General features: G+C 38.1%; 30 protein-coding genes and 1 other RNA gene. 14 read left to right on the top strand and 17 right to left on the bottom strand.

Going from position 1 to position 25,290, the window contains the following annotated elements; genetic code table 11:
• Positions 1–14 precede the first annotated feature (14 nt).
• Positions 15–704 carry a cell wall-active antibiotics response protein LiaF gene (liaF, locus tag MHH33_RS04720; RefSeq protein ID WP_342543074.1) on the bottom strand — a complete coding sequence of 230 codons (690 nt, stop codon included), beginning with the start codon at positions 702–704 and terminating at the stop codon, positions 15–17.
• 248 nt (positions 705–952) lie between these two features.
• Between liaF and MHH33_RS04715 the strand changes: the two genes are divergently transcribed.
• The 3 genes from MHH33_RS04715 to MHH33_RS04705 all read left to right on the top strand — a co-directional run bounded on the left by MHH33_RS04715 (position 953) and on the right by MHH33_RS04705 (position 3,402).
• Positions 953–2,125, top strand: coding sequence for a M20 family metallopeptidase (locus MHH33_RS04715; RefSeq protein ID WP_342543073.1), 1,173 nt, complete (start codon positions 953–955; stop codon positions 2,123–2,125).
• A 251-nt stretch (positions 2,126–2,376) separates the two neighbouring features.
• On the top strand, positions 2,377–2,769 hold the full coding sequence (locus MHH33_RS04710; protein ID WP_016429158.1) for a hypothetical protein: 393 nt from the start codon (positions 2,377–2,379) through the stop codon (positions 2,767–2,769).
• Positions 2,770–2,793: 24 nt separating this feature from the next.
• Entirely contained in the window at positions 2,794–3,402 is a 609-nt protein-coding gene (locus tag MHH33_RS04705) for a DUF3298 domain-containing protein (protein WP_342543072.1), read from the top strand.
• A gap of 84 nt (positions 3,403–3,486) precedes the next feature.
• Here MHH33_RS04705 and MHH33_RS04700 read toward each other — a convergent pair whose 3' ends face one another.
• Complete coding sequence (locus MHH33_RS04700; protein WP_342543071.1) at positions 3,487–4,677, bottom strand: ABC transporter permease; 1,191 nt, start codon at positions 4,675–4,677, stop codon at positions 3,487–3,489.
• Positions 4,670–5,410, bottom strand: a complete 741-nt coding sequence (locus MHH33_RS04695; RefSeq protein ID WP_016429161.1) for an ABC transporter ATP-binding protein — start codon at positions 5,408–5,410, stop codon at positions 4,670–4,672. Before MHH33_RS04695 ends, MHH33_RS04700 begins: the two co-directional genes overlap by 8 nt.
• Positions 5,411–5,524: 114 nt before the next feature.
• On the opposite strand from MHH33_RS04695, the gene MHH33_RS04690 reads away from it, so the two are divergent.
• From MHH33_RS04690 to MHH33_RS04665, 6 genes are all read left to right on the top strand, one after another.
• The gene (locus tag MHH33_RS04690; RefSeq protein ID WP_016429162.1) at positions 5,525–5,950 is read left to right on the top strand and encodes an HIT family protein; all 426 of its coding nucleotides are present in this window, start codon (positions 5,525–5,527) and stop codon (positions 5,948–5,950) included.
• 117 nt (positions 5,951–6,067) lie between these two features.
• Positions 6,068–6,592, top strand: a complete 525-nt coding sequence (locus tag MHH33_RS04685) for a tryptophan transporter (protein WP_342543070.1) — start codon at positions 6,068–6,070, stop codon at positions 6,590–6,592.
• Positions 6,593–6,764: 172 nt separating this feature from the next.
• The gene (locus tag MHH33_RS04680; RefSeq protein ID WP_016429164.1) at positions 6,765–7,148 is read left to right on the top strand and encodes a YtxH domain-containing protein; all 384 of its coding nucleotides are present in this window, start codon (positions 6,765–6,767) and stop codon (positions 7,146–7,148) included.
• A gap of 168 nt (positions 7,149–7,316) precedes the next feature.
• Positions 7,317–7,883 (top strand): HTH-type transcriptional regulator Hpr, encoded by a 567-nt coding sequence (locus tag MHH33_RS04675; RefSeq protein WP_016429165.1) that lies wholly within the window; start codon positions 7,317–7,319, stop codon positions 7,881–7,883.
• Between the two features lie 118 nt (positions 7,884–8,001).
• Positions 8,002–8,547: a DUF3267 domain-containing protein gene (locus MHH33_RS04670; protein ID WP_016429166.1), complete on the top strand. Its 546-nt coding sequence runs from the start codon at positions 8,002–8,004 to the stop codon at positions 8,545–8,547.
• A 68-nt stretch (positions 8,548–8,615) separates the two neighbouring features.
• Entirely contained in the window at positions 8,616–8,801 is a 186-nt protein-coding gene (locus MHH33_RS04665) for a hypothetical protein (protein WP_016429167.1), read from the top strand.
• 213 nt (positions 8,802–9,014) lie between these two features.
• Here MHH33_RS04665 and MHH33_RS04660 read toward each other — a convergent pair whose 3' ends face one another.
• Positions 9,015–9,107, bottom strand: coding sequence for a YjcZ family sporulation protein (locus MHH33_RS04660; RefSeq protein ID WP_147640353.1), 93 nt, complete (start codon positions 9,105–9,107; stop codon positions 9,015–9,017).
• A 139-nt stretch (positions 9,108–9,246) separates the two neighbouring features.
• On the opposite strand from MHH33_RS04660, the gene MHH33_RS04655 reads away from it, so the two are divergent.
• Complete coding sequence (locus tag MHH33_RS04655; protein ID WP_016429168.1) at positions 9,247–10,143, top strand: peptidylprolyl isomerase; 897 nt, start codon at positions 9,247–9,249, stop codon at positions 10,141–10,143.
• A gap of 427 nt (positions 10,144–10,570) precedes the next feature.
• Here MHH33_RS04655 and yhaM read toward each other — a convergent pair whose 3' ends face one another.
• The 7 genes from yhaM to MHH33_RS04620 form a co-directional block, all read right to left on the bottom strand.
• On the bottom strand, positions 10,571–11,515 hold the full coding sequence (yhaM, locus tag MHH33_RS04650) for a 3'-5' exoribonuclease YhaM (RefSeq protein WP_016429169.1): 945 nt from the start codon (positions 11,513–11,515) through the stop codon (positions 10,571–10,573).
• A complete protein-coding gene (locus MHH33_RS04645; protein ID WP_342543069.1) occupies positions 11,512–14,406 on the bottom strand; it encodes an AAA family ATPase in 2,895 nt (964 codons plus the stop codon). The genes yhaM and MHH33_RS04645 overlap by 4 nt, the downstream gene beginning before the upstream one ends.
• 9 nt (positions 14,407–14,415) lie before the next feature.
• On the bottom strand, positions 14,416–15,636 hold the full coding sequence (locus MHH33_RS04640; protein WP_342543068.1) for a DNA repair exonuclease: 1,221 nt from the start codon (positions 15,634–15,636) through the stop codon (positions 14,416–14,418).
• A gap of 165 nt (positions 15,637–15,801) precedes the next feature.
• Positions 15,802–17,070 carry an ABC transporter permease gene (locus MHH33_RS04635; RefSeq protein ID WP_342543067.1) on the bottom strand — a complete coding sequence of 423 codons (1,269 nt, stop codon included), beginning with the start codon at positions 17,068–17,070 and terminating at the stop codon, positions 15,802–15,804.
• Positions 17,063–17,962, bottom strand: coding sequence for an ABC transporter ATP-binding protein (locus tag MHH33_RS04630; protein WP_342543066.1), 900 nt, complete (start codon positions 17,960–17,962; stop codon positions 17,063–17,065). The genes MHH33_RS04635 and MHH33_RS04630 overlap by 8 nt, the downstream gene beginning before the upstream one ends.
• 11 nt (positions 17,963–17,973) lie before the next feature.
• Positions 17,974–18,285 (bottom strand): hypothetical protein, encoded by a 312-nt coding sequence (locus MHH33_RS04625; RefSeq protein WP_342543065.1) that lies wholly within the window; start codon positions 18,283–18,285, stop codon positions 17,974–17,976.
• Positions 18,278–18,487, bottom strand: coding sequence for a helix-turn-helix transcriptional regulator (locus MHH33_RS04620; protein ID WP_342543064.1), 210 nt, complete (start codon positions 18,485–18,487; stop codon positions 18,278–18,280). The genes MHH33_RS04625 and MHH33_RS04620 overlap by 8 nt, the downstream gene beginning before the upstream one ends.
• A 141-nt stretch (positions 18,488–18,628) precedes the next feature.
• Between MHH33_RS04620 and MHH33_RS04615 the strand changes: the two genes are divergently transcribed.
• Complete coding sequence (locus tag MHH33_RS04615) at positions 18,629–18,814, top strand: YhzD family protein (RefSeq protein ID WP_016429176.1); 186 nt, start codon at positions 18,629–18,631, stop codon at positions 18,812–18,814.
• Between the two features lie 41 nt (positions 18,815–18,855).
• Here MHH33_RS04615 and MHH33_RS04610 read toward each other — a convergent pair whose 3' ends face one another.
• Entirely contained in the window at positions 18,856–19,638 is a 783-nt protein-coding gene (locus MHH33_RS04610; RefSeq protein WP_342543063.1) for an enoyl-CoA hydratase, read from the bottom strand.
• 229 nt (positions 19,639–19,867) lie between these two features.
• Between MHH33_RS04610 and MHH33_RS04605 the strand changes: the two genes are divergently transcribed.
• Complete coding sequence (locus tag MHH33_RS04605; RefSeq protein WP_342543062.1) at positions 19,868–20,530, top strand: type II CAAX endopeptidase family protein; 663 nt, start codon at positions 19,868–19,870, stop codon at positions 20,528–20,530.
• A 137-nt stretch (positions 20,531–20,667) separates the two neighbouring features.
• Here MHH33_RS04605 and MHH33_RS04600 read toward each other — a convergent pair whose 3' ends face one another.
• Both MHH33_RS04600 and ssrS read right to left on the bottom strand, forming a co-directional pair.
• Complete coding sequence (locus tag MHH33_RS04600; protein ID WP_342543061.1) at positions 20,668–21,207, bottom strand: MepB family protein; 540 nt, start codon at positions 21,205–21,207, stop codon at positions 20,668–20,670.
• A 366-nt stretch (positions 21,208–21,573) separates the two neighbouring features.
• Positions 21,574–21,768, bottom strand: a non-coding RNA gene (ssrS, locus tag MHH33_RS04595) — 6S RNA.
• A gap of 623 nt (positions 21,769–22,391) precedes the next feature.
• Here ssrS and cspC point away from each other — a divergent pair.
• A complete protein-coding gene (gene cspC, locus MHH33_RS04590; protein WP_016429181.1) occupies positions 22,392–22,592 on the top strand; it encodes a cold shock protein CspC in 201 nt (66 codons plus the stop codon).
• Between the two features lie 433 nt (positions 22,593–23,025).
• Here cspC and MHH33_RS04585 read toward each other — a convergent pair whose 3' ends face one another.
• From MHH33_RS04585 to MHH33_RS04575, 3 genes are all read right to left on the bottom strand, one after another.
• A complete protein-coding gene (locus tag MHH33_RS04585; protein WP_342543060.1) occupies positions 23,026–23,373 on the bottom strand; it encodes a YlbF family regulator in 348 nt (115 codons plus the stop codon).
• Positions 23,374–23,383: 10 nt separating this feature from the next.
• Positions 23,384–24,532, bottom strand: coding sequence for a DUF445 family protein (locus tag MHH33_RS04580; protein ID WP_342543059.1), 1,149 nt, complete (start codon positions 24,530–24,532; stop codon positions 23,384–23,386).
• 78 nt (positions 24,533–24,610) lie between these two features.
• Entirely contained in the window at positions 24,611–25,000 is a 390-nt protein-coding gene (locus MHH33_RS04575; RefSeq protein WP_016429184.1) for a ferritin-like domain-containing protein, read from the bottom strand.
• Positions 25,001–25,069: 69 nt separating this feature from the next.
• Here MHH33_RS04575 and MHH33_RS04570 point away from each other — a divergent pair, with 69 nt between their 5' ends.
• Positions 25,070–25,276, top strand: coding sequence for a YheE family protein (locus tag MHH33_RS04570; protein ID WP_016429185.1), 207 nt, complete (start codon positions 25,070–25,072; stop codon positions 25,274–25,276).
• The last annotated feature ends 14 nt before the right edge of the window (positions 25,277–25,290 follow it).

The following is a 25,290-nucleotide window of genomic DNA, read 5'->3' as shown; positions in this document are numbered from 1 at the left end:
CCTACTCTTCCTTCCTAGACGCCATGAATTTTAACATCGACGACATTGTACTTAATGAATATTCTCAGACGTTTTTCTGAAGTTTCAAAGTTTGGTGTTTCATAAACGAGGTCTGAACCAAGTCCTTTATCCAGTTGGTCGAATAATTCAACTTCACCTACATTCGCTTTAATCGTAATATGAGCACCGATATGTTCAGGGATTAACATATGGATTTCTCCTACAAAACCAGTTAATTGTATCGGAGTCTCGCCAGGCGGAATAATTGCCTTTGAAAAGTCAAAAAAATATTCAGCCACATTTTTTGTTAATTGTAGAGGCCCTAATTCCCAATCAGGACTGTGAAAAGATTTCTTTTCACTATTTTTTGATGTATTAATTGTAATGATTTTCTTCTTTTTCTCTTGTAAAGGCCGTTTGAATAGTTGATGTACACCTATAGCAACAAATAAAATCGGCCATAATTTCAACCAGTCTCTATATGCAAATTCAAAATAATCCAGTATTCCCAATGTAATAAGAATTCCGTACAAAGCGGCAAACAGTCCCCAAACTAAGGAAATACCTTGGCGATCTTTTTTGATATAACTATCCAGAGCAATCAATCCAAGCACAATAAGGATTCCTGGAATAATAAAAGTTGTCCAGGGAGTCTCTTGTAAGTTAAATACACCTAAATTCAAACTAAGTAAAATCGCACCCATCCCAATAAAAAAAAACGTGGACAATAATGGCCTTTTCATGTTTTTACCACCAATCTAAAATTTCTTATACCCTTTATTCTAACTAAATCTTTTGCGAATACTTCTCTCGCTAGTGGGATGTGTTCTCCGCCTTAAGACGGAATTTGCTTTGTTTGGTTAATTTATTAAACTTCAATTGTTCTGATGTTCCCTCAATGATATAATAACAAACATTCAAACTATTTCGACAGTCGAAAGGAGATTTTTTTGTGAAGAATCAATTATTTGAAAAACTAGATGCGGCATTTGAGGAAATGTTAGTCATCCGCAGATATTTACATATGCATCCTGAAGTTTCATTTCAAGAGACAAATACAGCAAAATACATTCAAGATTACTATGCAGATTTAGGTATTGAGTTCACAGCAAATGTTGGCGGAAATGGTGTAGTTGCACGAGTCAAAGGTGCTTTGCCAGGTAAAACTGTTGCCCTGCGTGCGGACTTCGATGCATTGCCAATTCAGGACGAGAAAGATGTCTCGTATAAATCGACGGTTCCTGGCGTTATGCATGCTTGCGGTCACGATGGTCATACCGCTACTTTATTAGTTCTTGGAAAAACATTGCATCAAATGCGCGAACAACTTTCCGGAGAATACGTACTCATTCATCAACATGCGGAAGAGTATGCGCCTGGTGGAGCGAAACCAATGATTGAGGCAGGCTGTTTAGAGGGTGTAGATGCCATTTTTGGTACACATTTGTGGTCACTGACTCCTGCAGGAACAATTGAATACAGAGTCGGACCGGTCATGGCCGCAGCTGACCGATTCGAAATTACAATTCAAGGTCGCGGAGGACACGGAGCCAGCCCCCACCAAACAAAAGATTCAGTTGTAATCGGTGCTCAACTAGTTACTAACCTGCAACAAATCGTCTCTCGTCGAGTGAGTCCAGTGGAATCGGCCGTATTATCTGTGGGTTCTTTTGTAGCCGAGAATGCATTCAATGTCATTGCGGATTCAGCGAAGTTAATTGGAACAGTCCGTACATTCAATCCTGAAGTCCGTGATCTTATTGAAAAAGAAATGGAACGTGTCATTCAAGGAACATGCCATTCGAATGATTGCACATACGAATTTTCATATGAGCGTGGTTACAACGCTGTCGTTAACCATGTTGCTGAAACTCAATTTTTGAAAGAACTGGCTGAACATGTGCCAGGTGTCAGTGAAGTCCGTGAAACTGAACAACATATGGGCGGTGAAGATTTTGGTTACTATTTGGAAAAAGTACCAGGTACATTCTTCTTTACCGGGGCGCAACCGCAAGGAGAAATGTTCCCACATCATCATCCCAAATTTGATTTTGATGAAAGTGCCATGTTGATTGCGGCAAAAACATTAGGTGCAGCAGTCGTAGATTATCAAGACGTAAAATAAATGAGAATCCGACATCAATATCATGGTGTCGGGTTCTTTTTTTGAATGGCTCAGTTAACTTTCAGGGTTGATATTATAAAAATGAAGGAATCTGTGCCCCTTATGCGGATGAACAGGCAAGCCTCCTCATCAAGCTAGTTCTTATAAGAAGTAGCTTTTATTTATTCCCGGTTCATGCTTTCATGCCAAACCTCGAATAATTAAAAGGATTAGGCATATGATTTTAAAACCATGTCTAATTGGAGGTTGCGATGAGAAGGTCAAAAAAAGGAGTAATGTTGCTAGGTTTCTTATTTATCAGTCTGGTAGTCGTGATTATAATTCTATCGTCTTTGACTAGCGAATCGGATCAGGACCTTTATTTGCGAGATGTGAAAGAAGTTGAAGCCGTCACCAGTAAATTGACCGAGACGAACTTTCAGCAACAACTTATTACATCCTTAAAAAATGAAGGATATAAACCTACTGGAAGCATTGCGTACACGATTTTCAGTATGGATAAAAAGGAATTAACGATCATTTTGCATGGAATCGATACGAGTCAAAGAAAAGCAGAAAACTACATACAGGATCTTACCAACAAACTTTCCACTTCGATGGGTCTTGGAACTTTTGAGGTAACGGTTATAGAGGATAAAGATTAGACATGTTTTAGAAAGGATGAACGAATGGATTTACCTGTTACCATAGCTCACAAAGTTCTTCAAAAGCAAACACCTAAAGTTAACGTATACTATCCTTTTGTAATTGGTCTCGCCAATCGACAAGCGGAAATGAAAATCAATTCCGTCATTGTTTCAACAATGAATAACACTATGGTCGAACTTGGATTTCATGAGCCATTTCTACAGGAAATGGTCGGACAATTTGAAATCAAGACAAACGAACGAAATATTTTAAGTCTGACATTAACCGTTTATGGGTTTACCGGTGGCGCTCACGGCAATACCATAGTCAAAGCACTGTCGTTTGATGTAACTACAGGAAGACAGTATGAATTAAAAGATTTATTTAAACCAGATAGTGATTACGTCACAGTTTTATCGAAAATCATTGGACAGAAAATCAAAGATTGGGATATTCAATTGCTTGAACCATTCACAAAAATCAGGCCAGATCAAGATTTCTACTTTGCTGACCATTCACTGGTCATTTACTTCCAGCAATACGAAATCACCGCTTACGTCTGGGGCTTCCCATACTTCCCTATTCCGATTCTTGACATTCAAAATATCATTCAGCCAGATGGTCCACTCGAAAAATTACTGCCCTTCTGAAAAAGTAATTTCTATTACCAAATGTATTAGAAAAAGGTCTCATAACCCCCATGTAATGGGGGTTATGAGACCTTTTTAAATTCCCTATTTACTCATCCTTAAGGTAATCTCACTAACTACTACGACAATTAGAGGCAAAGCATATAAAATTCCTTGCTCTACGCCAGTAAGAAGCACAGCAATCAGTACGATTATTGCTTGCAAAACTTGTACAACTCTTACTAATTTCAACACCGCTTTCTTCCGCGCACTTTCGTCCAAAGGATAAAGCATATCCATTCGGAATTCACTTGATGACGATAGGGCTTGTTTGATTTGAATAGCAGAAGCAAATGCCAAAGCTCCTACAAAAATCATTACAACAACAGGAATGCCAATAAATGCCGCACCTATTGCAGAAAGTGCAGTTAAGCGAAGCCATAAGTAGAAAGTATCATCTGTACGAACAAAAGTACGAAACACTAAGTAATTTTGTGCGTTTCCCTCTTGGAATGGAATCAATCGATACATGACATCCATCCAGGGACGACGGTGAATGCTTCCCCGTACATGAGGAACATCCGTGAAATAATTAGCAAATCTATAAAAACGCAACATACGATTTTGTTCCATTTTCACAAAGTGCTCATACGGGAATGGTTGTCCCTTAACCTGCTTAATCCAAAGACTATAAAAACCAATTGGGAAAATCAATAGCACCAAATAAAAGGGAACCAGTGTGAAAGTGGCTATGATTGTAGATATAGAAATTAAGGCACGTATAGAACGATCTCCCCAGATTCTCTTGCCTGAATTAGCCCACTGGAAGGCAAACTCAATTTGGCCATTCCAAAATTTCAACAATACAATGGTGATAAGAACCATACCAATCGTCATTGGTTTGACTTGTCCTACTTGTGTAAGTAAAGGAATGGCAACAACTAATGGCAGTAAGACTAGAAATATCTGAGACCAAAATGACCAAGCTAACGCTTTCTTCATATATGACATTAACTTTGATTCCAAAGGCAATAAATATACCTGGTCCGGTTCACGAATCAATGTGGTAGGCGGACTATATGCCAATAATAGTCCGATTACAATAGATACTAGCCATGTAGCCGGAAAATCAGTTGGTGCAGACTTCAACCATTCACTATATTGATAACCACCCGCTCCAAGGACAAACACAAAGACAATTGCTAGATGTCCTGTAAATACATATTTCATGTATTTCTGTAGTTCATTTATATAATGAATAAACCGTATTCGCCATACATCATGCAGGTTATTCATGGTCTTGCTCCTTCGTCATTGCGATGTACAAATCATCAAGAGTAGCAAGTGGCATATTGAACGCTGCCCGTAAATCATTCATCGTCCCTTGCGCACGAATGCGACCGTTGTGCAATAACAAAATACGATCGCAGTAGCGTTCAGCTGTCGATAAAATATGCGTAGACATGAGGACAGATGCGCCAGTTTGTTTTTTTTCATTCATTTGATCCAGTAAAGATTGAATGCCCAGTGGATCGAGTCCAACGAAAGGCTCATCGATAATATATAATGAAGGATTTACTAAAAAGGCACACATAATCATGACTTTTTGTCGCATTCCTTTTGAAAAATGTGATGGAAACCAATTTAACCGTTTTTCCATGCGGAATTCTTTCAACAATACTTCTGAACGCGCTGCCAAAGTTGCTTCATCTAACCCATAGGCCATCGCAGTCAGTTCCAAATGTTCTTTTAATGTTAGTTCGTCATACAAAACGGGAGTTTCCGGGATATATGAAAACGATGAACGATAGACGTCCATATTTTCCTTCATTGTCACTTCGTTTAGTCGAATTTCTCCATCTTTTGGATTCATCAACCCAATTATGTGCTTAATGGTTGTACTTTTCCCTGCCCCGTTCAATCCTATTAAGCCCACTAATTCACCGGGGGCAATGGAAAAGGATAAATCATGAATGACTGGTTTCCGTGTATAGCCACCTGTTACTGCGTTTACTTCCAATACGTTCATCAGATACACCCCTTTTATTCTTTATCTTATCAAAAAATTTGCTGTATGGCTTTTCACTTGCCACTTCTTTGTATGATAAACTTATGACCATATCTTGAAAGGACGTGACCCAAAATGAGTGAGTGTCTATTTTGCAAAATTGTAGACGGTTCAATTCCAAGTACAAAAGTATATGAAGACGAGCATGTGTTAGCCTTTATGGATATTATGCCACTGACAAAAGGGCATACGCTATTAATTCCCAAAAAACACCATGAAAATGTTTATGACATGTCATCAGAAGAAGCTGGACAATTATTTTCTGTTGCGCCAAAAATCGCTGAATCAATCAAAGCTTCTTTTCAGCCAGCCGGCTTGAATTTGCTGAATAATAATGGTGCTCCTGCAGGGCAAAGCATTTTCCACTTCCATCTTCATTTCATACCTAGATATGATCAAACTGATGGATTTAAGGCAACTTGGCAAACAAAAGAGAAGCAATATACCAATGAAATGTTCGCTGAGTATGCAGAACTGATTAAGTCAAACATACACAAGTAAACTTGCATTTTACTGCCAAACCTTGTAATATCTTAAGTAAGTTTCTCGCTGTCGATCACAGGATACGTCAGGAGATTCCTAAATATGAGTTTAGAATAGTTGAGGAGAGATGAGCAAATGAATACAAAAAATTTAGTGTTAATGGCCCTATTAGTCGGTGTAGGAGCTGCGTTGTACTTAATCGTTCCAGGTTTCGGCGGTGGAATGAAACCTGACTTCATGTTGACGATGATGTTTATTGGGATTTTATTGTTTCCAAAAGCGTCACATGTATTTTTACTCGCACTGACAACTGGCGTTATATCTGGATTATTTTCGACTTTTCCAGCTGGTTTTTTACCAAACGTGATTGATAAGTTTATTACAGCATTTGTCTTTTTTGCAGTCGTTGTGGCACTTAAACATTTCACACATAAACTTTCAGTTTCGGTCGCACTTGCAGGATTTGGTACACTTCTGTCAGGCATCATTTTCCTATCCGTTGCCATTTTTGTACTCGGAGTAAATGTTCCTTTTGGCGGTCTTGTAGTTGGGGTTGTTTTACCAACTGTAGCGTTGAATGCCATCGCATTCTTCTTTATTTTCCCGATTGTAACGCAATTGTTGAAGCGTTCAAAATTCGATACCGCTTTTTCAAACTAAATAATCTATGGTCTGCCAATCATGGCAGGCCTTTTTTTATCCTCTAGCAACCAACGGAAATCGGGCTTTCTAGGCACTTTTCGCATTTCTTGTTGTTTTGGCTTGTCCGACATGTTTTAATTAATTGAAATGAAGGAATAGTATACATATATATGAAGGGAGTGCCTCTATAATGAAAGCTTCTACATTTTTTGTTGGTCTGGTTTCAGGTCTTGTGGCAGGATCAGCAGTGGTCTTATTCTCTACTCCTCAATCCGGTAGCGAATTACGTTCGAATGTCAAAATGGCATCATCTGATTGGAAAGAGAAATTATCTGACGTTAAGTTTCAAATAAGCGATTTAAAACAATCGATAGCTGGTTTAACTAATACGGCAAAGACTGATGTACCGCAAACGATTAATGAGTTGAAACAATCTGTACAACAATGGCAGTCAGAAACTGCACCTATTCAGGAAAGTCTTCAAAATGAAATTGCTTCAATTCAGTTGGCAATGGAGGAACTTGAAAAATCAATCACAAAGCATCAAAAAGATGCTTCACCAGCCAATTCATAATTAAGCATAATGCCCCGCAAAAAATTTGCAGGGCATTTTTTATTTGAATCAATTTCTCGTCAACAAAAAAACTACTTAAATCTTAATATTTCCAACATTCTAACTATGCAGGCCTTTACTTTATTGCTATAATGATAGAAATTGATTTTTATGGAAGCAGGTGACGATATGTCTGAACAATTGTATACCATGAAAGAAGCTATGCTCTACAGCCAGCGAATTGCCCAGTTGTCGAAAGCGCTTTGGAAAGCGGTCGAAAAGGATTGGCAACAATGGATAAAACCTTATGACTTGAATATTAATGAGCATCATATTTTATGGATTTCATATCATTTAAAAGGGGCTTCCATTTCAGATGTTGCAAAGTTTGGTGTAATGCATGTGTCTACTGCATTCAACTTTTCAAAAAAATTGGAAGAACGTGGGCTTTTGTCTTTTTCAAAACGAGAAGATGACAAGCGGAATACGTATATCGAGCTTACTGAACAAGGTGAAGAATTATTAATTAAAATGATTGAGCATTATCACGATTCTCAGCACGCTGTTATTGAAGGTTCAATGCCTCTTAAAGATTTATACGGGCGTTTCCCCGAATTCATGGAAGTCATGGCAGTAATCCGAAATATTTATGGAGATGACTTTATGGAAATCTTCGAACATTCATTTAAAAACATTGATCAATCCTTTGATGAAAAGATTGGTAACATTAAACCGGCCGTTACAAACAAGAGTTAATATAGCAACGTTTGAAAACGCTATCTAATTTGTAATAAATATTGGCTTGCTTTTTCTATCAAAACATCGTAATGTATGTATCTGCAAGTACATTATTTTACAATAGGAGATGCATACAGTGCACTGCTGGAAAACCATCAATGTAAAAAAACAATACGGATTTGATCGTATTTTCATGTTATCGTCATTACTCGTCGTTGCCGTATTTTCACTTTTTTATGTGTTGCTCGAAATTTTACACGACAATCGCCTTTCGGATGATCGATTCGCTGTTTTTTTACTGAGTTTCTTGTTATTGTATCCGGTTCATAAGAGTCTTCACTTTTTACCATTGATTCGATATCGGAATCGCATACACTTCTCAGTAAAAAAACAATTCAGCTTTATGCCTATATTATCGATTCGCATAAAAGAGCCTGTACCTAAAGCACTTTTCTTGTTTGCTTTACTTGCTCCGTTTTTTATTATTAACAGCATGCTGATTACTGGTGCATTCATGATGCCCGAATTTGGTCATTATTTTACGATGCTACTAGCTTATCATTGTGGTCTCTGTCTGATTGATTTGTTATATATTAAAAATCTTGCCCGTTCACCCAAAAAAGCTTTAATTGAAGAAACGGAAACGGGATATGAAATTCTTGTTCCTCCAGCTACCTTTTAAACGGATTGCTGTTCTTTTTTTCTTGATTTTGATATGCTTGTGAAGATTGGCAGAGGGGAGGAATAAACTTGATTATCGCAGTTGTAGTACTATTCTCGATTGTGTATTTATTCCAGATTAATCGCATGACTTATGCATTATGTGCGCAACGAGAAATTCCTGAAGAGAAACAAAATAAGATTTTCCGAACCATTAATGTATTGGTGACGATTTTACTTGTTTCCTTTTATGTAGAAATATTATTGACCGCATAAAAAAGTCCATTCGCCTGACTCCAGGCAAATGGACTTTTTCTTTTTGAAAAGCAAAGAATACTTTTTAAAGAAACCCACAAATTAAGAGAGCCTCTCTGTTCAGCTTCAGCGTAAGTTCGGACAGTCGTTTCACTACTTCATCCGAAAATATTCTTTTCCGATAGTTTATGCAACGCCAATGTCGGTCTATCTCAGCCGTTACTGATTTTTAAATTAGCACAAAAATGCTGCACCTACGATGATCAAAAGAATAAATAATACAACGATTAAAGCAAAGCTGGATTGATGCTGGAACCCACCACTCACTTCGCACACCCCCTTCCTCTTTGTTATCGTATGCTCTTGTGTTCAACAAGCGTAGGCATATGAGGGAACCATTTTTGTTTTTCCGTCGTCTATGGTATAGTAACAACGGCAATAAGAAGATAGTTAGGAGAGATTTCCCATGAAAAAAACCGTATTAACATTGACATTAGCAGCATCTGTATTAGCTTTATCAGCTTGTAATGGCGACTCAGCGTCAGACGACAAACCAATCGTCACGTCTAAAGCTGGAGATATTACGAAAAACGAACTTTATGAAGAAATGAAAGAATCCGTTGGTAAACAAGCACTTCAAGTTTTAATCATTGAAAAAGTATTAGCTTCAGAATATGAAGTTTCAGACAAAGAAGTAAAAGCTCAATTTGACAAAGAGAAAAAAGAAATGGGCGAAAGCTTTGATCAATATCTTGCACAACAAGGTCAAACAGAAGAGAGCTATAAAAAATACATTCGTTTGAACTTATTGCAAGAAAAAGCTTTAACTGAAGACGTTAAAGTTACCGACAAAGAAGTAAAAGCTCAATACGAAAACATGAAAACAGAATTAAATGCACGTCATGTATTAGTAGCAGACGAAGCAACTGCGAAGGAAGTTAAAGCGAAGCTTGATGGTGGCGCTGATTTCGCTACTGTAGCAAAAGAATATTCAACTGAGCAAGCAGCACAGCAATCAGGAGGCGAACTTGGCTGGTTTACTCCAGATAAAATGGTAAAAGAATTCTCTGATGCAGCATTGGCATTGGAAGTTAATAAAATCAGTGAGCCAGTAAAAACTAAATTTGGCTATCATATTATCCAAGTAACGGACAAGCGTGAAGCTAAGGTTGGTTCATTTGAAGATGAAAAAGCAGAAATAACTAAAACCTTAAAATTGCAAAAAGCTGATCAAAGCACTTTGCTACCTAAAGTATCGAAGTTAATGAAAGAAGCAGATATCAAGATTAACGATGAAGACTTAAAAGGTGCAATCGATCAAATGTTAAATCCAGAGCCAGCAGAACCTGAAGCTGCTGAATAATAATGTGTACAGGAAAGGCGCTTCCCATTTGAGGAAGCGCCTTTTTGTTATGTGCTATGTTAACTTTCACGGTTGTTCTTTAAAAAAGAAGGAATCTGTGCCCTTTCCGCGAACGAACTAGCAAGCCTCCTCGGGCCAACAGGATGTTGGTCACAAAGGCGTTAGCCTTCGTTCCATTGTCCACACTGTGGGGTCTTGCTAGCCAAGATTATGGTCAAAGGTAGTTTGACATAATCTTGGCGACGAGTAACCGCAGGAGTAGCACTTTCGAAGAATGAGACCCACAAGTATGTGGTTTTCATACTGATTGGCTCATGCGGAACATGCGGCTAGCGCAAATGTACGATAAACGACCGTTTCTATTAACTGAGCCTTGTTATTTATCATTGTTAATCTTTGCATAACTAACTACCTAATACACGTTTTCTTATTCAAACGTTGGTTTATAAAATGAACGATTGTCGAGTGGGAATAGACGCTCGGAAAACTCTCCAGGGTTCGTTTTCTTTAATGCTCGATCCAGCATATTCATCTTCGCATCGATATTATCAATATAGTGAAGAATTTCTGCCTCACGCAGCATTGGTTTTTTAGGACTGCCCCACTCTTCTTTCCCGTGATGCGACAAAACCATGTGCTGGAGAAGCATGACTTCTTCCCCTTCAATTTGTAACTCCTCTGCCGCTTTTGAAATCTCATTGACCATGATTGTAATATGGCCTAACAAATTCCCTTCGATGGTATAAGAAGTTGCGATTGGCCCTGATAACTCGGTAACTTTTCCTACATCATGCAAAATAATGCCTGCATAGAGTAAATCTTTATTCAATGAAGGATACAAATCACATAATGATTTACCAAGCTTTAACATCGATACGACGTGGTCAATTAAACCAGAGACATAATCGTGATGATTTTTCGTTGCAGCAGGATAAGTCATGATGGCCGCTTGATGTTTTTTCAACAAGTGACGCGTTATTCGCTGAATCTGTGGATTCTTCATTTCAAAGAAGAATTGCATTAACTCCTCAAACAATACTTCTTTCGCTTTCTCAGCAGATGGCACAAGGTCACTTAATGAAATTCCTTCATCATCTTTTACAACTCGAATGCTTTTGATTCGCAATTGGTTTTTCCCACGGTAATGTTGTATCTCTCCACCTACACGAACAATTGCTTCCGCATGATACAACGCTTCATGCTCTTCATTTGTATCCCAGAGCTTCGCTTCGATATCTCCACTTTTGTCCTGAAGAATAAGGGTCATAAAAGGGTTTCCGGTCGTTGTGAATGCCTTTATAGATTGCTTGATTAATAGATTATGATCGACAGTTTCGCCCACTGCTAAGTTTGAAATACCTTTACCTTTCATACCGGCGATACACTCCTTTCCTTTTGCAACAATGCAACATCTATGATGTGTGCATCAGTCCATATTGCCGTCATCTCTTCATGACAAGTGAAATACAAGAATTGATGATGGTTTTCTAAATCTGACATTAATTGTACCATTTGTTTCACACGGAAACGATCGAAATGGACAAATGGATCATCCATTACGAATGGGAAAGGCACGGATCCAACCAATGATTCCGCCAAAGCGAATCGCATGGCAATATACGCTTGTTCTTTCGTAGCTTGACTCAATTCCGCAATTCGATAACGCATGCCTTGTGAATGGACCGCTTCGAAAATTCCCTCATCATTAACTTCAAGTGACTCATAACGTCCATTTGTTAAGTGCCTAAAGAACTGCTGTGCTTTTTCAAGAACAAATGGGAGTCTATTTTCTTTTAAATTGTGCATCGTTTGCCTGATGGCTTCCGATACAACTTTGTTGACGGACCATTTATGTGCAAGTTCTGCGAGTTCAGTTTTCTTTTGTTCAAATTGTTGTAGCATATACCCATAATTTTCATCACTAAGCATTGAGCTAGTTTGCTGTCTCAGTAATGCTTTTACCTCCAATAAGTCTTGGCGGGATTTGGTAAGATTATTTGCTTGTTCCTTTAATTGAGTCAACTGGGCTTCTTGTTCCTCATGATTTACAGAAGACATTGCGATTTCACCAATTGATTTGAGTTGAGCTTGAATCGACTGGTATTCCTGTTGAAGGGTTTGTTTCAGACGGTATGCTACGTCGGCTTCATAAAATCCACGTTCAGAATCGACTTGCGCTTCACTCCACAACTTTTGTACGTCTTCAGACAGGGCATCAAACAACTTCTCTTTTTCTGATAGCTGAGCTTCCCATTCTTTCATTTTTACTTGATACATTTCATGCTCTTTTCGATTTGTTTTTGCAGCGTTGCAGATCTCACGCAACCGATGATAAGCATGCTCTTTTGAAAGTGCCTCTCCCGTTGCTTCGGACATTTTTTTAAGTCGTTTTTGAATTTTTTCTTCAAGAGATTGAACATCCGTCAATTTTTGTGAAATTGATTGTTGCTGTTCCTGAATATGACGAATGCGTTTAAACAGTTCTGGGAACAATTTCGGATGCAATAGCTCTGTAAATCCATGAAGCTGAAGAAAATCCGATAATGTTTCTTTCGCTTCCTCACATTTTGCCTCTTGAATACCGATACTTTGCTCTACCTTCACCGTCAACCGATGTTGATCTTGAAGTTTTTCTTTGAGCTGATCCATTCGTTCATTATACAATCTCACCCGATCGGCCAAATGCTCCGTACTGGACAATTCCTGTTCTAGTGCTGCAATCTGCGATGAATAATCATCGGGTTTCCTGTCAGCTGTACCTTGGTTCATCTTTTTCAATAACACAAAAATAAGTCCTGCTAACACAATTCCACCAATTGCAATCGTCCAGTTTCCTGAAAGAATAGCCCCTAGAATGGAGGCTATACAAATCATGATGGTGATAATTTTGGGAATGTTTGTCGTCACTGCTGCCGGCTGTGTCTCCAGTTGCTGGCGGGCTTTCAACTCAGCCACTTGTCTTATCAGTTTTTGCACATTTCCACTTTGTTGTTGCTCCATTTCAGTAGGTGCAGACGCACGAAGCTGTTGCATTCTACTTTCAATTTCTTCTCTTTCGATTTTTGTTCGTTCCCAGCTTTGTCGTTCAAATCGAATAGCCTCTTCGGCTTGTTGCAATCGATGCATTACTTGTTGAAAGTGCTCTTCTTTTTGAAGAGATACATCCATAGCTATCACTTGAGAAAAATGGGACTTGTCTTTGACCCCTAGCATTCGCGCTTGCTGTTGTATGTCGGATTTCGCTTGTTCAAGGTCGCTCGTCAACTGTTGCTTTCTAAGCAGCCAATGATGCCATTCGGACTCCTTAGCCAATAACTCTTCTATTTCCCGCGTTTGTTCAAACGACCATAATTCATTCACTTGCTCTAGTTGTTGATGAATAGCAGATTGTAGCTGTTCCACCTGAATTTTGGCTTCGTGCATGCGATCTTTAGTTTTCTCGTACCGTCGAATTCCTTCTATAGGAAAATTTCCTTGTTGGTTGATAGCGAGTTCTGATTGAAGTTGTTTCTGTTTTTCCAGTAATGGTTTAGCTTGAAGGAGTTTAGCAAATTGCTCATTTTGTTGTTTGACCTGCAGCTCAACATGATTCAAGTTTTCAATTTCTCCATCAATTTCAGCAATCCGTAAAATGGCTGGTTCGTATTGATCGATTTCCGCTCGTGCTTCTTTGAGCTTCTGGTCCAACATGCGGATTTCTTCTATTTTCATATTCATTTCCGGATTTCTGCCAGATTTTTTGAATAAGCCACTCATTTCTTTTGTCGCCCGTTGCTCCAGCTTCGTCAGCGTGTCTACACCCGTTGTTCCTGAGGAAAGAAGAGTCCGACTTAGCTCTACTTCGGTCATCTTATCAAAGTTTTGCAATTGATGAATAGAAAAAGAAAAAATCGATTCAAAGGAGTTTCGATCATATCGATAAAGTACTTTTTTTAACGTTTCTTCATCGCCTCGCGTACCATCTTCGAAAAAGACTGTTACATCTCCGGCAGATTTACCTTTGACTCGTTCTATCACCACGTGACCGAACTCAGAATGATCGATATGAACTTGTCCACCGTGTCGACCGCCACCTTTTGGTTCATATCTCATATTGGATTGATTGCGGAGTGGGAACCCGAACATCATCGCCAAAATGAATTGTTGAATGGTCGTTTTTCCCGCTTCATTGTTTCCGAAGAATACATTGATTCCATCTTTCAGATTGATCGTTACATTTTCATGTTGTCCGAATCCATAAATCACCAGTTTCTGAATACGCATGGAAGGTCTTCACTCCTTTCCTACAAGTTCTTTTTGGATGAAAGTTCGAGCCTCTGAGTGAATCGTCTCATAGTCATTGTCATTCAGTCTTTCAATATATCGACTCAACCTTGGATGTTGATAGACATCACTAATAATTTCTTTCCATTGTTGTGTATCCCACGTATCCATGACGGAAATCACCTGTTCAGTCATTCCGCTTGATTCCATTTCAAATGCATCTATAGCATCAAATGTAATAGCATGTACCCAAATATGAGGCTCTTTCATCTCTTGTGTCTCCCGTACCATTGACAGCCACTCTTCAAGTGGAGTACCTTCTAGCATTGTTAACGTATTGGTATCAACGTCCGTTAGATTAATCTCAAGAACGCCAGCACCATGAACATTGCGGAAATTTTCAATTGCCGAATCGATTGTTTCAAACCATTCATTAGCATGAACAATTCCCTTACACGAACAATTTATTTGGTCGTAAATAATTGACGAAGTCGGTATGAAATTAAATTGCGCGTTGCCTTTTTCAAGAAAGACATCATAAAATCCTTTTGTACCTTTTTCGTTCCGGTGACGGCTCTGGATGTTTCCTGGATATACAATGGGTGGATCCGAATGGAGAACTTGTCGCTTGTGTATATGACCAAGCGCCCAGTAGTCATAATTTTTATTGATAAGTTCTTCTTTAGTAAATGGTGCATAAACGGCGTGTGTCGTATCCCCTGCCAAACTGCCATGGAGCATGCCAATGTGAAATGCATCCGTCTCGAATGCTTCTTCGTACATTGTCGTCATCGATTCTTTCACATGGCGTTCCGGATAACTGAAACCACTTATGTATACATCATGATGTCGAATTTGAATATTCACTTTTTCTACTTGATCCCGAAATACATGGACATTTTCCGGAAGTCGAAAGCGTGTCCATTTGCCTCCAAGATGATCATGATTTCCATAGCAAAGAAATACAGGAATTTGATGACGGTTGAGCACTTCCATCCCTTCCTGAAACTTATGTTGTGCACGTAAACTACGATCTTCTCCATCATATATGTCCCCGACAATTAAAATGAAATCCGGCTTTTCTTGAACGGCCGTTTCAATCAGTGTTTGAAAAGCTTTAAACGTACTGTCTCGGAGAGTCTTTAACTGATGTTCTGGCATCGATGTGACACCTTTAAATGGACTATCAAGGTGTAAGTCAGCCACGTGGAAAAAGCGAATGGTTGTCATAATGCCCCTCCTCCAAAAAACGAATATTTGTTCTCATTTTATCATTCTCACGTAAAAAATGCTACTTGCCAGAAAGGCAGATTCCAGTTCTGGTGAACAAAGAAATATCTTTTACAAAAGAAAAAAGCGGGACATTTTATGCCCCACTTTTACTAGTGATTCTATTTATTTTCTTCCTAAATCCAATGCCTTCTTAATATCTTTCAACGATTGTGAGGCACCGTACATCAATACCCCCCCACGATATACCCGTGAGCCGAACCAGCCCAAAATGAAAATAGTGACTAATAATATTCCAATACCCAATAGAGGTTCCCAAATAGGCAAATCAAGCATCCCAACACGAAGGAACATAACCAGCGGTGTAAAGAATGGGAAGTATGATGCAAACTGAACATATGATGCCTCCGGATTTCCAAGACCCGAAAAAGCAATGAATGACGCAATAATTATTAAAAAAGTCATAGGCAACAATAGTTGTTGCACGTCTTCAGTTCGACTCACGAGTGAGCCAAGCAACGCTGCAAGAGTTGCGTACAGGAAATAGCCGAGAAGGAAGAATATAACAGCGAAAATCATCGTACTAATGCTGACATTTGAAAAACCAAAAAAGGAAAATACACCGGACGTCAAATCAGACGAACTTGTTTTCAATGCGGTAAAACCAGCCGCTCCGAATATCGCAATCTGCAACAAGCCTAACGTGCCCACACCTGCAATTTTCGCAAACATGTGTTTAACGGGAGAAACACTCGAAATAATGATTTCCATAACCCTTGAAGATTTTTCAGTTGCAACTTCCATTGCAATCATATTTGAATAGTAGAACACGGCAAAATAAATGACAAAAATCAATACATAAACCAATCCGCGTGCCTGACTCAATTCTTCTTCTGATTTAGATGAGGCACTTACCGCATCCTGTTCGAATTGAATTGGTGAAAATAATTGTCCGACTTCTTCTGGTGACAGTTCCAAAGAAGTTGCTTTAATATTTGTCTGCACGGTTTGAAGTGCTTCACGAACCTGCATCGGTTGCTCAAAATCAGTAGCATTTTTAGATATATAAGTCGCTTGGATAGTATCTGTATCATCTAACTTCAACACTAAGAAACTAGCAATCTTTTCATCTGTAATTTGCTGCTCCAGGTCCTCCACAGATTTGCTGGTAGCTTTTAATGTGATATCACTCTCCGAAGCCTTTAATTGTTGCTGAAGTTGATTGAGCAATTTTCCATCTTCTTCAACAACGTAAATTGTATCTTTCTCCGCTCCCCCATCAAATACACCTGCATCCTGAATTTTGGTAATTATGGTCGCAATGTTGGCCATCAGGAAAATCCCGGCAATCACAATGAGTGTCGTAATCACAAAAGATTTCGTTTTAGCTTTCGTCCAAAATGATTGTTTAAATATTGTCCAGAAATTACGCATGTTCTTTTCCCACCTTTTCAATAAAGATGTCCTGAAGGGATGGCTCTTCAATTGCAAAATATCGAATATCACCTTTCGTTAAGGCCATTCGCAATAATTCATGTGCAGTTTGTTCTTCCGAAATTTGAAATAGTCCACCTTCGATGGAAGGCTTGAATGAATTCACACCTTCCATGTCACTTAAAAAGGAAAGATCGAAATCCGCTTTCAATCGAACGTTTTGACGTCCAAATCCTCTTTTCACTTCACGTAGAGACCCTCTGACAATTGCTTCCCCGTGATGCATGATGCAAAGCTGTTCACACAGTTCTTCTACATGGTCCATACGATGACTAGAAAAGACAATTGTTGCGCCTTCTTTTTGGATGTCCAATATCGCTTTTTTCAAAATTTCTACATTGACCGGATCCAGCCCACTGAATGGCTCATCTAAAATGATTAACGAAGGCTTGTGGATTACAGAGGCAATCACTTGTATTTTTTGTTGATTTCCTTTCGAGAGTTCTTCCACTTTTTTATTTGCATAGTGTGGCACTTCAAATCGCTCAAGCCATTGATGTGCTGCAATTTTTGCATCGTTCTTTTTCATGCCGCGGAGCTGACCTAAATAAACCAGCTGATCTTCCACTTTCATTTTTGGATAGAGTCCACGTTCTTCAGGCAAATACCCGATATGTGTACTGTTTTCATAACTGATTGGTTGGCCATTCCAAGTAATGGCCCCTTCTGTTGGATCCAATAATCCAAGAATCATGCGGAAAGTAGTCGTTTTGCCAGCGCCATTCGCACCTAGAAAACCAAACATGCTCCCTTGTTTAACAGACATGGATAAATCTTTGACTGCAGTGAAATCCCCAAATTTCTTCGTTACATGTTCTATCTGTAATGTCATGTGAACACCCCTTAGAATTTTTTCTCGACAACTATACTACTAATCAAATACGCAATCATATGCGCAACATATACAAACGTTAAGATAAAAAATGAAAAACCTGCTCCTTCCACAATTATTGAGGCCATCCAGGCACCTACGATACAGAAAGTTGATATGCTCCAGGCAATCGACCGTGCACGGGTATGCATTTGATGGTAACGTTCATCAAATCTTCGTTTCTTTTTGCCGATTTTATGATTGAAATAAAGTGCGATGGTAACTGTCAAAAAACCGAAAAAGAATCCAGACAATGCAGCTAAATTATCAACATTTTCAAACACCTTTTTCCTCCTCCTCATAAACGAATAAGTCTTCAATCGTGCAACTAAATAATCGTGCCAATTTAAATGCCAAATTGATGGACGGATTGTATCTTCCTTTTTCTAACGAAATTATGGTTTGTCTTGATACATCTAACTTTTCGGAAAGATCATCTTGCGTCATATTTAATTCCATACGCTTCTCTTTCACGAAATTCTTCAACCATCATCCCTCCTTTACGTAAAGTTAACTTTACGTAAAGCTTACTTTACTTATCCAAAATATGTGTAATTCACAAACTATTTTTTCTTTTTAAAAACTTGTATAATGAACTTATATTCATTTCAAAGGGGTTTGATATTTTTGAAATCTTATAAATTCACAGCGTTTGAAAAAACAGGGAAATTAATCGTCGAAGAGACTTGGGAGTTTGCCTCTGATGAGGAAGCAAAAGCAAAAGGACAAGATTTAATCGATGAAAAAGACTTTACCGACCGGACGCATCGCTTGGTCAATAATTCCGGGAAATTAATTTTATTTCACGTATAAAAAAATCTGCTTGAAGCGAATCTCGCTACAAGCAGATTTTTTTATATACCTTTAAAAATTGGTTTTCGTTTTTCCACAAAGGCTTGTATGCCCTCCAAATGATCCTTCGTCCGACGCATTGCTGATTGAGATGTACTTTCAAGTGCCAGAACACGCTCCAATTCATGTACATGTTGCGTATGTAATATTTGTTTAGATGCAATCATTGCTTTCAAAGGGGCAGACAAGAATTTTGCTGCCGAAAGTTCCGCATGATCATAAGCCTTTCCTTCAGCCGTCACTTCATCAATTATGCCAAGGGACAAGGCTTCGTGTCCATTCAACACTTTACCTGACCAAATCAGTTGCTTAGCTTTTGGAATACCCACTCTTTCTTTTAAGAAGAAATGTCCTGCTCCGTCTGGAATCAAGCCAATGCCAATAAAGTTCATAGCAAGTTTACTGTTTTCCTCTGCAATGACAACATCACACCCAAGCACTAAACTAAGCCCCAGTCCCGCTGCTGCTCCATGAACAGAAGCAATCGTAACCATAGGAAGAGTATAAAGTGCCTTCGCTAGACGGGATATATCGCCCATGACTGAGTCAATATCCATTGGACTTTCCGGATCCAACATTGCTTTAATATCACCACCTGCCGAAAAAGCACGTCCTTCTCCTTTGATTAATAACACCTGCACATCTTTCTCTTCGTGCAACCATTCCAGTGCTTCGGCAATTTCTCTCATCATTAAAGCGTTCATTGCATTCATGCTTTGAGGACGGTTCAAAGTCAACGTCGCCAAGCGTCCATTTTTTTCTACACTTACTGTTTCATATGTCAAATTAGACACCTCTCTCCGAGTGAATAGTCATTCATAATATTATTATTCGAGAAACTAAGGATAAATCCTTTAATTATTACTAAAAATCTTTATTGTCTGTTGAAATCATAAGACATATGGGTCAAAATTCCATTTGCTGCTATACTTAATTGGCAAGCGAATAATCCAATGGTTTAATTTCAATACTAAAGTCGAGATGATTTTGTCATTCCATCAATCAGGAGGCAACATGAAAAATGTAATCTACCTTTTCGGTCCTACAATCATGATTTTTTTAGGTATCAATATATTTGAATCGATTCCCATCACATTCGGTTTATTTTATAGCTGGCTTTTTTTAATTCCTTTTGTTTCTTATTTTAGGAACCCAGCACTTAAATCTTCATTTTATCAATCCATCAAAACTGAAAAAACATTGAAATCCATTATGACCGGTCTTATTAGCGGAGTTTTGTGCGCCATTGCAATCTTCGGCTCATTGTCATTAGCAATGGGTCACTTATTTGAAATTGATCATGTTTCGGATATACTCGTCCAGTGGGAATTTAGTGGTCCGATTATGTGGCTCTATATTTTCATATTGATTTGCATCAATCCATTTTTGGAAGAATGGTATTGGCGTGAATTTATGTACAAGCGATATCTTGATAAATTAGGAACCATGCGAAGTGTCATCATTACTTCATTTTTTTATGCCCTCTATCATTTGTTGGTTCTGATTCCGCTCGTTGATATGCCTTTGAGTGTTATCGCAACCATACCAGTCCTACTTGCAGGTTTGCTTTGGGGCTATTTTAGAAAGATTTTTTCATCCATCACCGCTTCAGTGATTAGCCACACACTCGCAGATATCGGTATTATCCTTTTTTATATTGTTTATTTAATGCAATAAGCATTGCGATTTTATATTTACAATATCGTTAACAGAGTCTTCAATAAATATAGCCCAGTTCCTAGATAGGAACTGGGCTATATTTATATAAGGCGGTTCATTAAATTATTGACTATATCGTTGGAATGAAAATCATTTTATCTCTGGAACAGTTTTTTTGCGCGAGTTAAATCAATTGATTGATCTTCAATAATTTCCATGAAATATTCTAATTGCCATTTTTGAGTTTTTAGCGCTTGTCTACTTGTTGTATTATCCCAGGGTGGATAAACTCTAATGGCTCGTTTACCTTCATTGTTACAGTCTGATATTATTCCTTTTTCCAGTAATACAGATTTCGGAAAAATAAACTGCCCGAAATAATTGTCTTTTCGAGTGCTTACAATAAATAAATCTATATTATCCGAGTTGTGGAATGGTTGAATAGGTCCCTTACCTTCCCTCTTCCATAAAGTAACAAACTGTCCTATCTTGGTTGGAGTTATCTTAGCTACTCGATATTTAATAGATAACCCGCTAATCTCAAAAGTATAAGCGCCATAATCGGCACTTTCAGATTCAGCTCTTGGGAGAGTGCAGTCAAATCCACACTTATTATATAGTAGCTCCTTTGCAATAAGGAGATCATTGTGAATTGCCTTCGATGATGTCCAAATATTATAAGATTCATTATTCACTATTATCAGTATCCTCCATCTAAACATTACTACCTATACGACTTCTGTAAACCAGGGTTTCATGAGTTACCTACTATCGGAACATATATTTCTAATTATAGAACAAACGTTTGTACTTATCAAACAAAACTGACAATGGATGTTTTTTCGTTTACAAGTTTTTATGAAGATGAAAAATACGTAGTCAATTCTAATGCAAATTTTGATTATTGATCGTAATAAACCTATGATATATAAAGAAAAATGACGCTCCAAACTGTTGCAAGTTTGCACCAAATTAACACCAACAGAGAAATTGACCACAAAAAAGCACCCTCACCATTTCTGGTAAGAGTGCATATAAAACCTTGCTATTAAAGACTTTTTAAGAAAGCCGCCTTTGCCGTAAATAAAATAAGAAAGTTTTAGACCACCACTCCTCAAAGTGGGTGTTCGCGGAAACCATCCTGCCTGTCCTCATTGACCTAAGTGAATGTGGCATGTCATTCCTGTTTCTATAAAAACTCCCTACAACAGCTTAAAGGTTAAAACTTAATATTGTTACGAACAATGCAGCTTGTATTGATATCTTAACACAATTGTCTTTGACCTTTCAATGGGAATTTTGACCTCGGTTAGCATCTTTTTATTTTTGTTAACTATTTTGATAGCACCCTATTTATTTACATTTTTTCCTGTATAATTAAAAATAATAAACCGAACACAAATACTTTAAGTAAATCATTTTGCTTTCTAATGAAAATCATTGTAGGAAGGAACTAGGAAATGGATAAAATTTTGAAATATTCAAAGACATTTGTTGGCGATGTATTCAGTGGAATGAGTTCTTTGCTTTATGGGTTCATTTTTTTCGGAGTTATTATTTTCATCATTACAGGAATCCTTTTTGGCATCATGTTAATAAGAAATTAACGATTTAGAAATGATTATCCTATACAATTCAGAAACTGCTCTGTATCAGCTTTCTACTGATAAATGAACATGGAATAAACTAATCATTTAGACTATGTTTTTTTACACTTAATCAAATCAGTTGCTAATCCGAGAGAATGGTGCTATGATAAAGAAGAATTATTTTTGTCGGTGTAAAAGATTTGTATACGTTTCAGACTTATCGTCTTAATGATCACTTTGGGCAGGGATAGTATTACATTGTGTGAATTTCACACTAGGAGGCAACAACAATGGAACAAGGTACAGTAAAATGGTTTAATGCAGAAAAAGGTTTTGGTTTTATCGAGCGTGAAAATGGGGACGATGTATTCGTACATTTCTCAGCAATCCAAAGTGAAGGTTTCAAATCTTTAGACGAAGGTCAAAAAGTTACTTTCGACGTTGAGCAAGGCGCTCGTGGAGCTCAAGCTTCAAACGTTCAAAAAGCATAATTTAACCTTTCAACAGACTCTACAATGTAGAGTCTGTTTTTTATTTGACCAAAATAAAAAGCAAATAAGAATAGCGCAAAGTGCCACTCTAGTCTGATTCCGGCGCTGGAAGCATCGAATCGAAGCCCCGCTTTCTCATGAGGGACTGAAGCTTAGATACAGGCTGGCACTTGGAGCTGAACATAGCAAAACTTTAACACTAGAAAAACCTTGAATAATTTATTCTTTCATAAATGTCAAAAAAACCTCTGCTCATGTTGTGAGCAGAGGTCTTCATTCAAGTAAAGTAACACAATTTAAAGGATTCTTAGATTATAGCATATCTTCTAACTCATGCAATGCTTTTTGGGACCTTTCAGTTTTCCTCTAGTTCATTTATTACCCTCTTTCAGTTAAATTACTTCTCCATAAAAAAAAACCGGCAATCGCCGGTTTAAATTCCTTCATATAATGACTGTACAGGCTTCATTAATACACGGTTAACTTCTTCCATTAACCCACTAAGCGCCATTTCAGCTTGAAGCATCTGTTCAATTTTAGGATTCGATTGAGCAAGTTGTGCCGTTTTCTGAGCGTACTCAAGTTCTTCACCCGAGATTTCTTCACCTTGCATTTGTTTTTGTTGCAGTGTCATTTGCAAATCACGGAAGCTCTTAAACAACGCTAATGCTTGTTCATCCGCCTTTACTGCTGCTACTGCTTTTTGTACAGAAGCATACTCTGACGTTTTTCTGAATGTGGTTTCTAATCGATTGATATCATCATAAATATTAACTGACATGTGATCACTCCTACATAGTATTGATTAAGTACATGATACCACCTTGGATTAAACCAATAAGTCCACCAAGTAATGCCCCAAGTACCGTAATCATTTTAAATTCTTTTTTAGAGATACCCAATACTAGATCTTCAAGACGTTCAACAGGGAAAGAATCAACTTGCTCTTCTACCATCTCTTCAAGCTTTAATCGTTGAATCGTTTCTTCCAGTTTTATTTCGCCTTGGGTAAAAATAAATTCAGTCATTTTGGGCGTCAAGTTATTGGCTGTCCAATCAGCACCCTCTGGCCAGTACGATTGTAACGTAGCATCCAGACGTTTTTCAAGTGCCACCTCTTGTTTGACATACGATTTTACAACCGTTATTACCGGCTGTAAATCAAACCCACCAATCAATTCATACAAGGGACGATCTTTTAATTTGTCCAATTCTCCGTGAATAACATTGGTAAGAAGTTCAAATGTTCCAGGTGCGCGTAAGAATTTTTGAATTTCCGGTTGCACTCGATCCACGATAGAAGAAGATTCTCCCATAAACATTTGAATCATATTGCCAAAAGTACCCTTTGACGAAAGGAAATCGTCTATCAGTCGTTTAACCGTTTTCCGTCCTTCTTCAGAAGCAAAGTAGGTTTCCCCTTTTGCAATCATATACGAAACGATTTCAGGAATGCGTTCATCGGCTTGTTTCTGCCACTGTTCGGGTGCAAGCTCCTTCACTGTTTTTGATGCGAATTTGGATTCAAGTGATTCGAATTGTTCATCGATAACGGAATCCATTTTATTTTCTACAAGTGCAGGAACGTTTTCGATGCCAGCTTTTGAAAGCCATTGCTGTAAGGTCATATCTGATTCAAAAAGATGTTTGGTTAGTTGACCTTGAATCCATAACTCCGCTTTTCTTCGCATATCATCAGAGAAGAAACGTCGTTTAAATGTTTCTGGTGTCAATAAATGCTCTACAACCGTTCGGCCAAGTTGTTTCGCCAACTCATCTCTTCGCCTTGGAATTAGTCCAGGCGTAAATGGCACACGCCATTTGCCGATATATTTCGCTTCATGAGGCCGAAACAGCATTTTAATCGCAAGGTGATTCGTATACCCACCGATTAAGGCACCAATAAATGCCATGAAAAGTAATGTCCATATAAAGTCCAAGTTGGTTCACCTTTTTCTGTCAATCTGCCTTTCATTATAACAGACAAAGGCAGATTGATAAAAATGTGAACCTCTCATTTAAAGTGCATTGTACATCGTAGAAAATCTGATCGCGTGTTCCATTTCGTCATGCATGGCAATGAAAAAGGGATTGTAGGCTTCGGGTAAGGGAACGGTAAGCAGCATTTCTTTGTAAAAATCGGTCGCTTCCAGCTCTTTTTCAAGCGACTCTTTTGCTGCTTGCTTTAAGTTAGTTGGTGGTTTTGGTTTAGGGGGATTTTGTACAAATTCGCCGGTGAGCATATAATGGAGTTGTTGGAACATTTCATAATGACTTTTTTCGTCCTCCATCGCATGCCTGATAAACGATTGCCAGTATGGATCATCAGTCAGCTTCAACATGGATTTATAAAAATAAAAATCTCGATACTCGTCTAATATGGCTTGTTTTAATTGTTCATTAAACATTAGGCCACTCCTTTACGCCTTTTTTCTAGCGTATGCAGGTGTGTCTCTACCTATGAAAGGAGCCCAATCATGCTGCAACATTTTAGCTTCAAACCCATGTTTGAAAACAAACAACTACCTGGCTGGACATTTTCATTTTTCTATAAGCAAAGTCGTTATTCTGGTGAATACTTACCGGATGGATCCATTTCATGGACAAACGGTTCTATACCTCCAGATGAAGAAATTGTAAAAAAAATGATTCACGAGCTGATGCTCTTTCATGTTTACGAATGAAGGATTATTTCATA

The organism is Paenisporosarcina sp. FSL H8-0542 (genome assembly GCF_038632915.1).
Classification (GTDB): Bacteria; Bacillota; Bacilli; order Bacillales_A; family Planococcaceae; genus Paenisporosarcina.
Note: the sequence above shows the minus strand (reverse complement) of the source record. Positions and strands in the feature narration are given on the sequence as shown.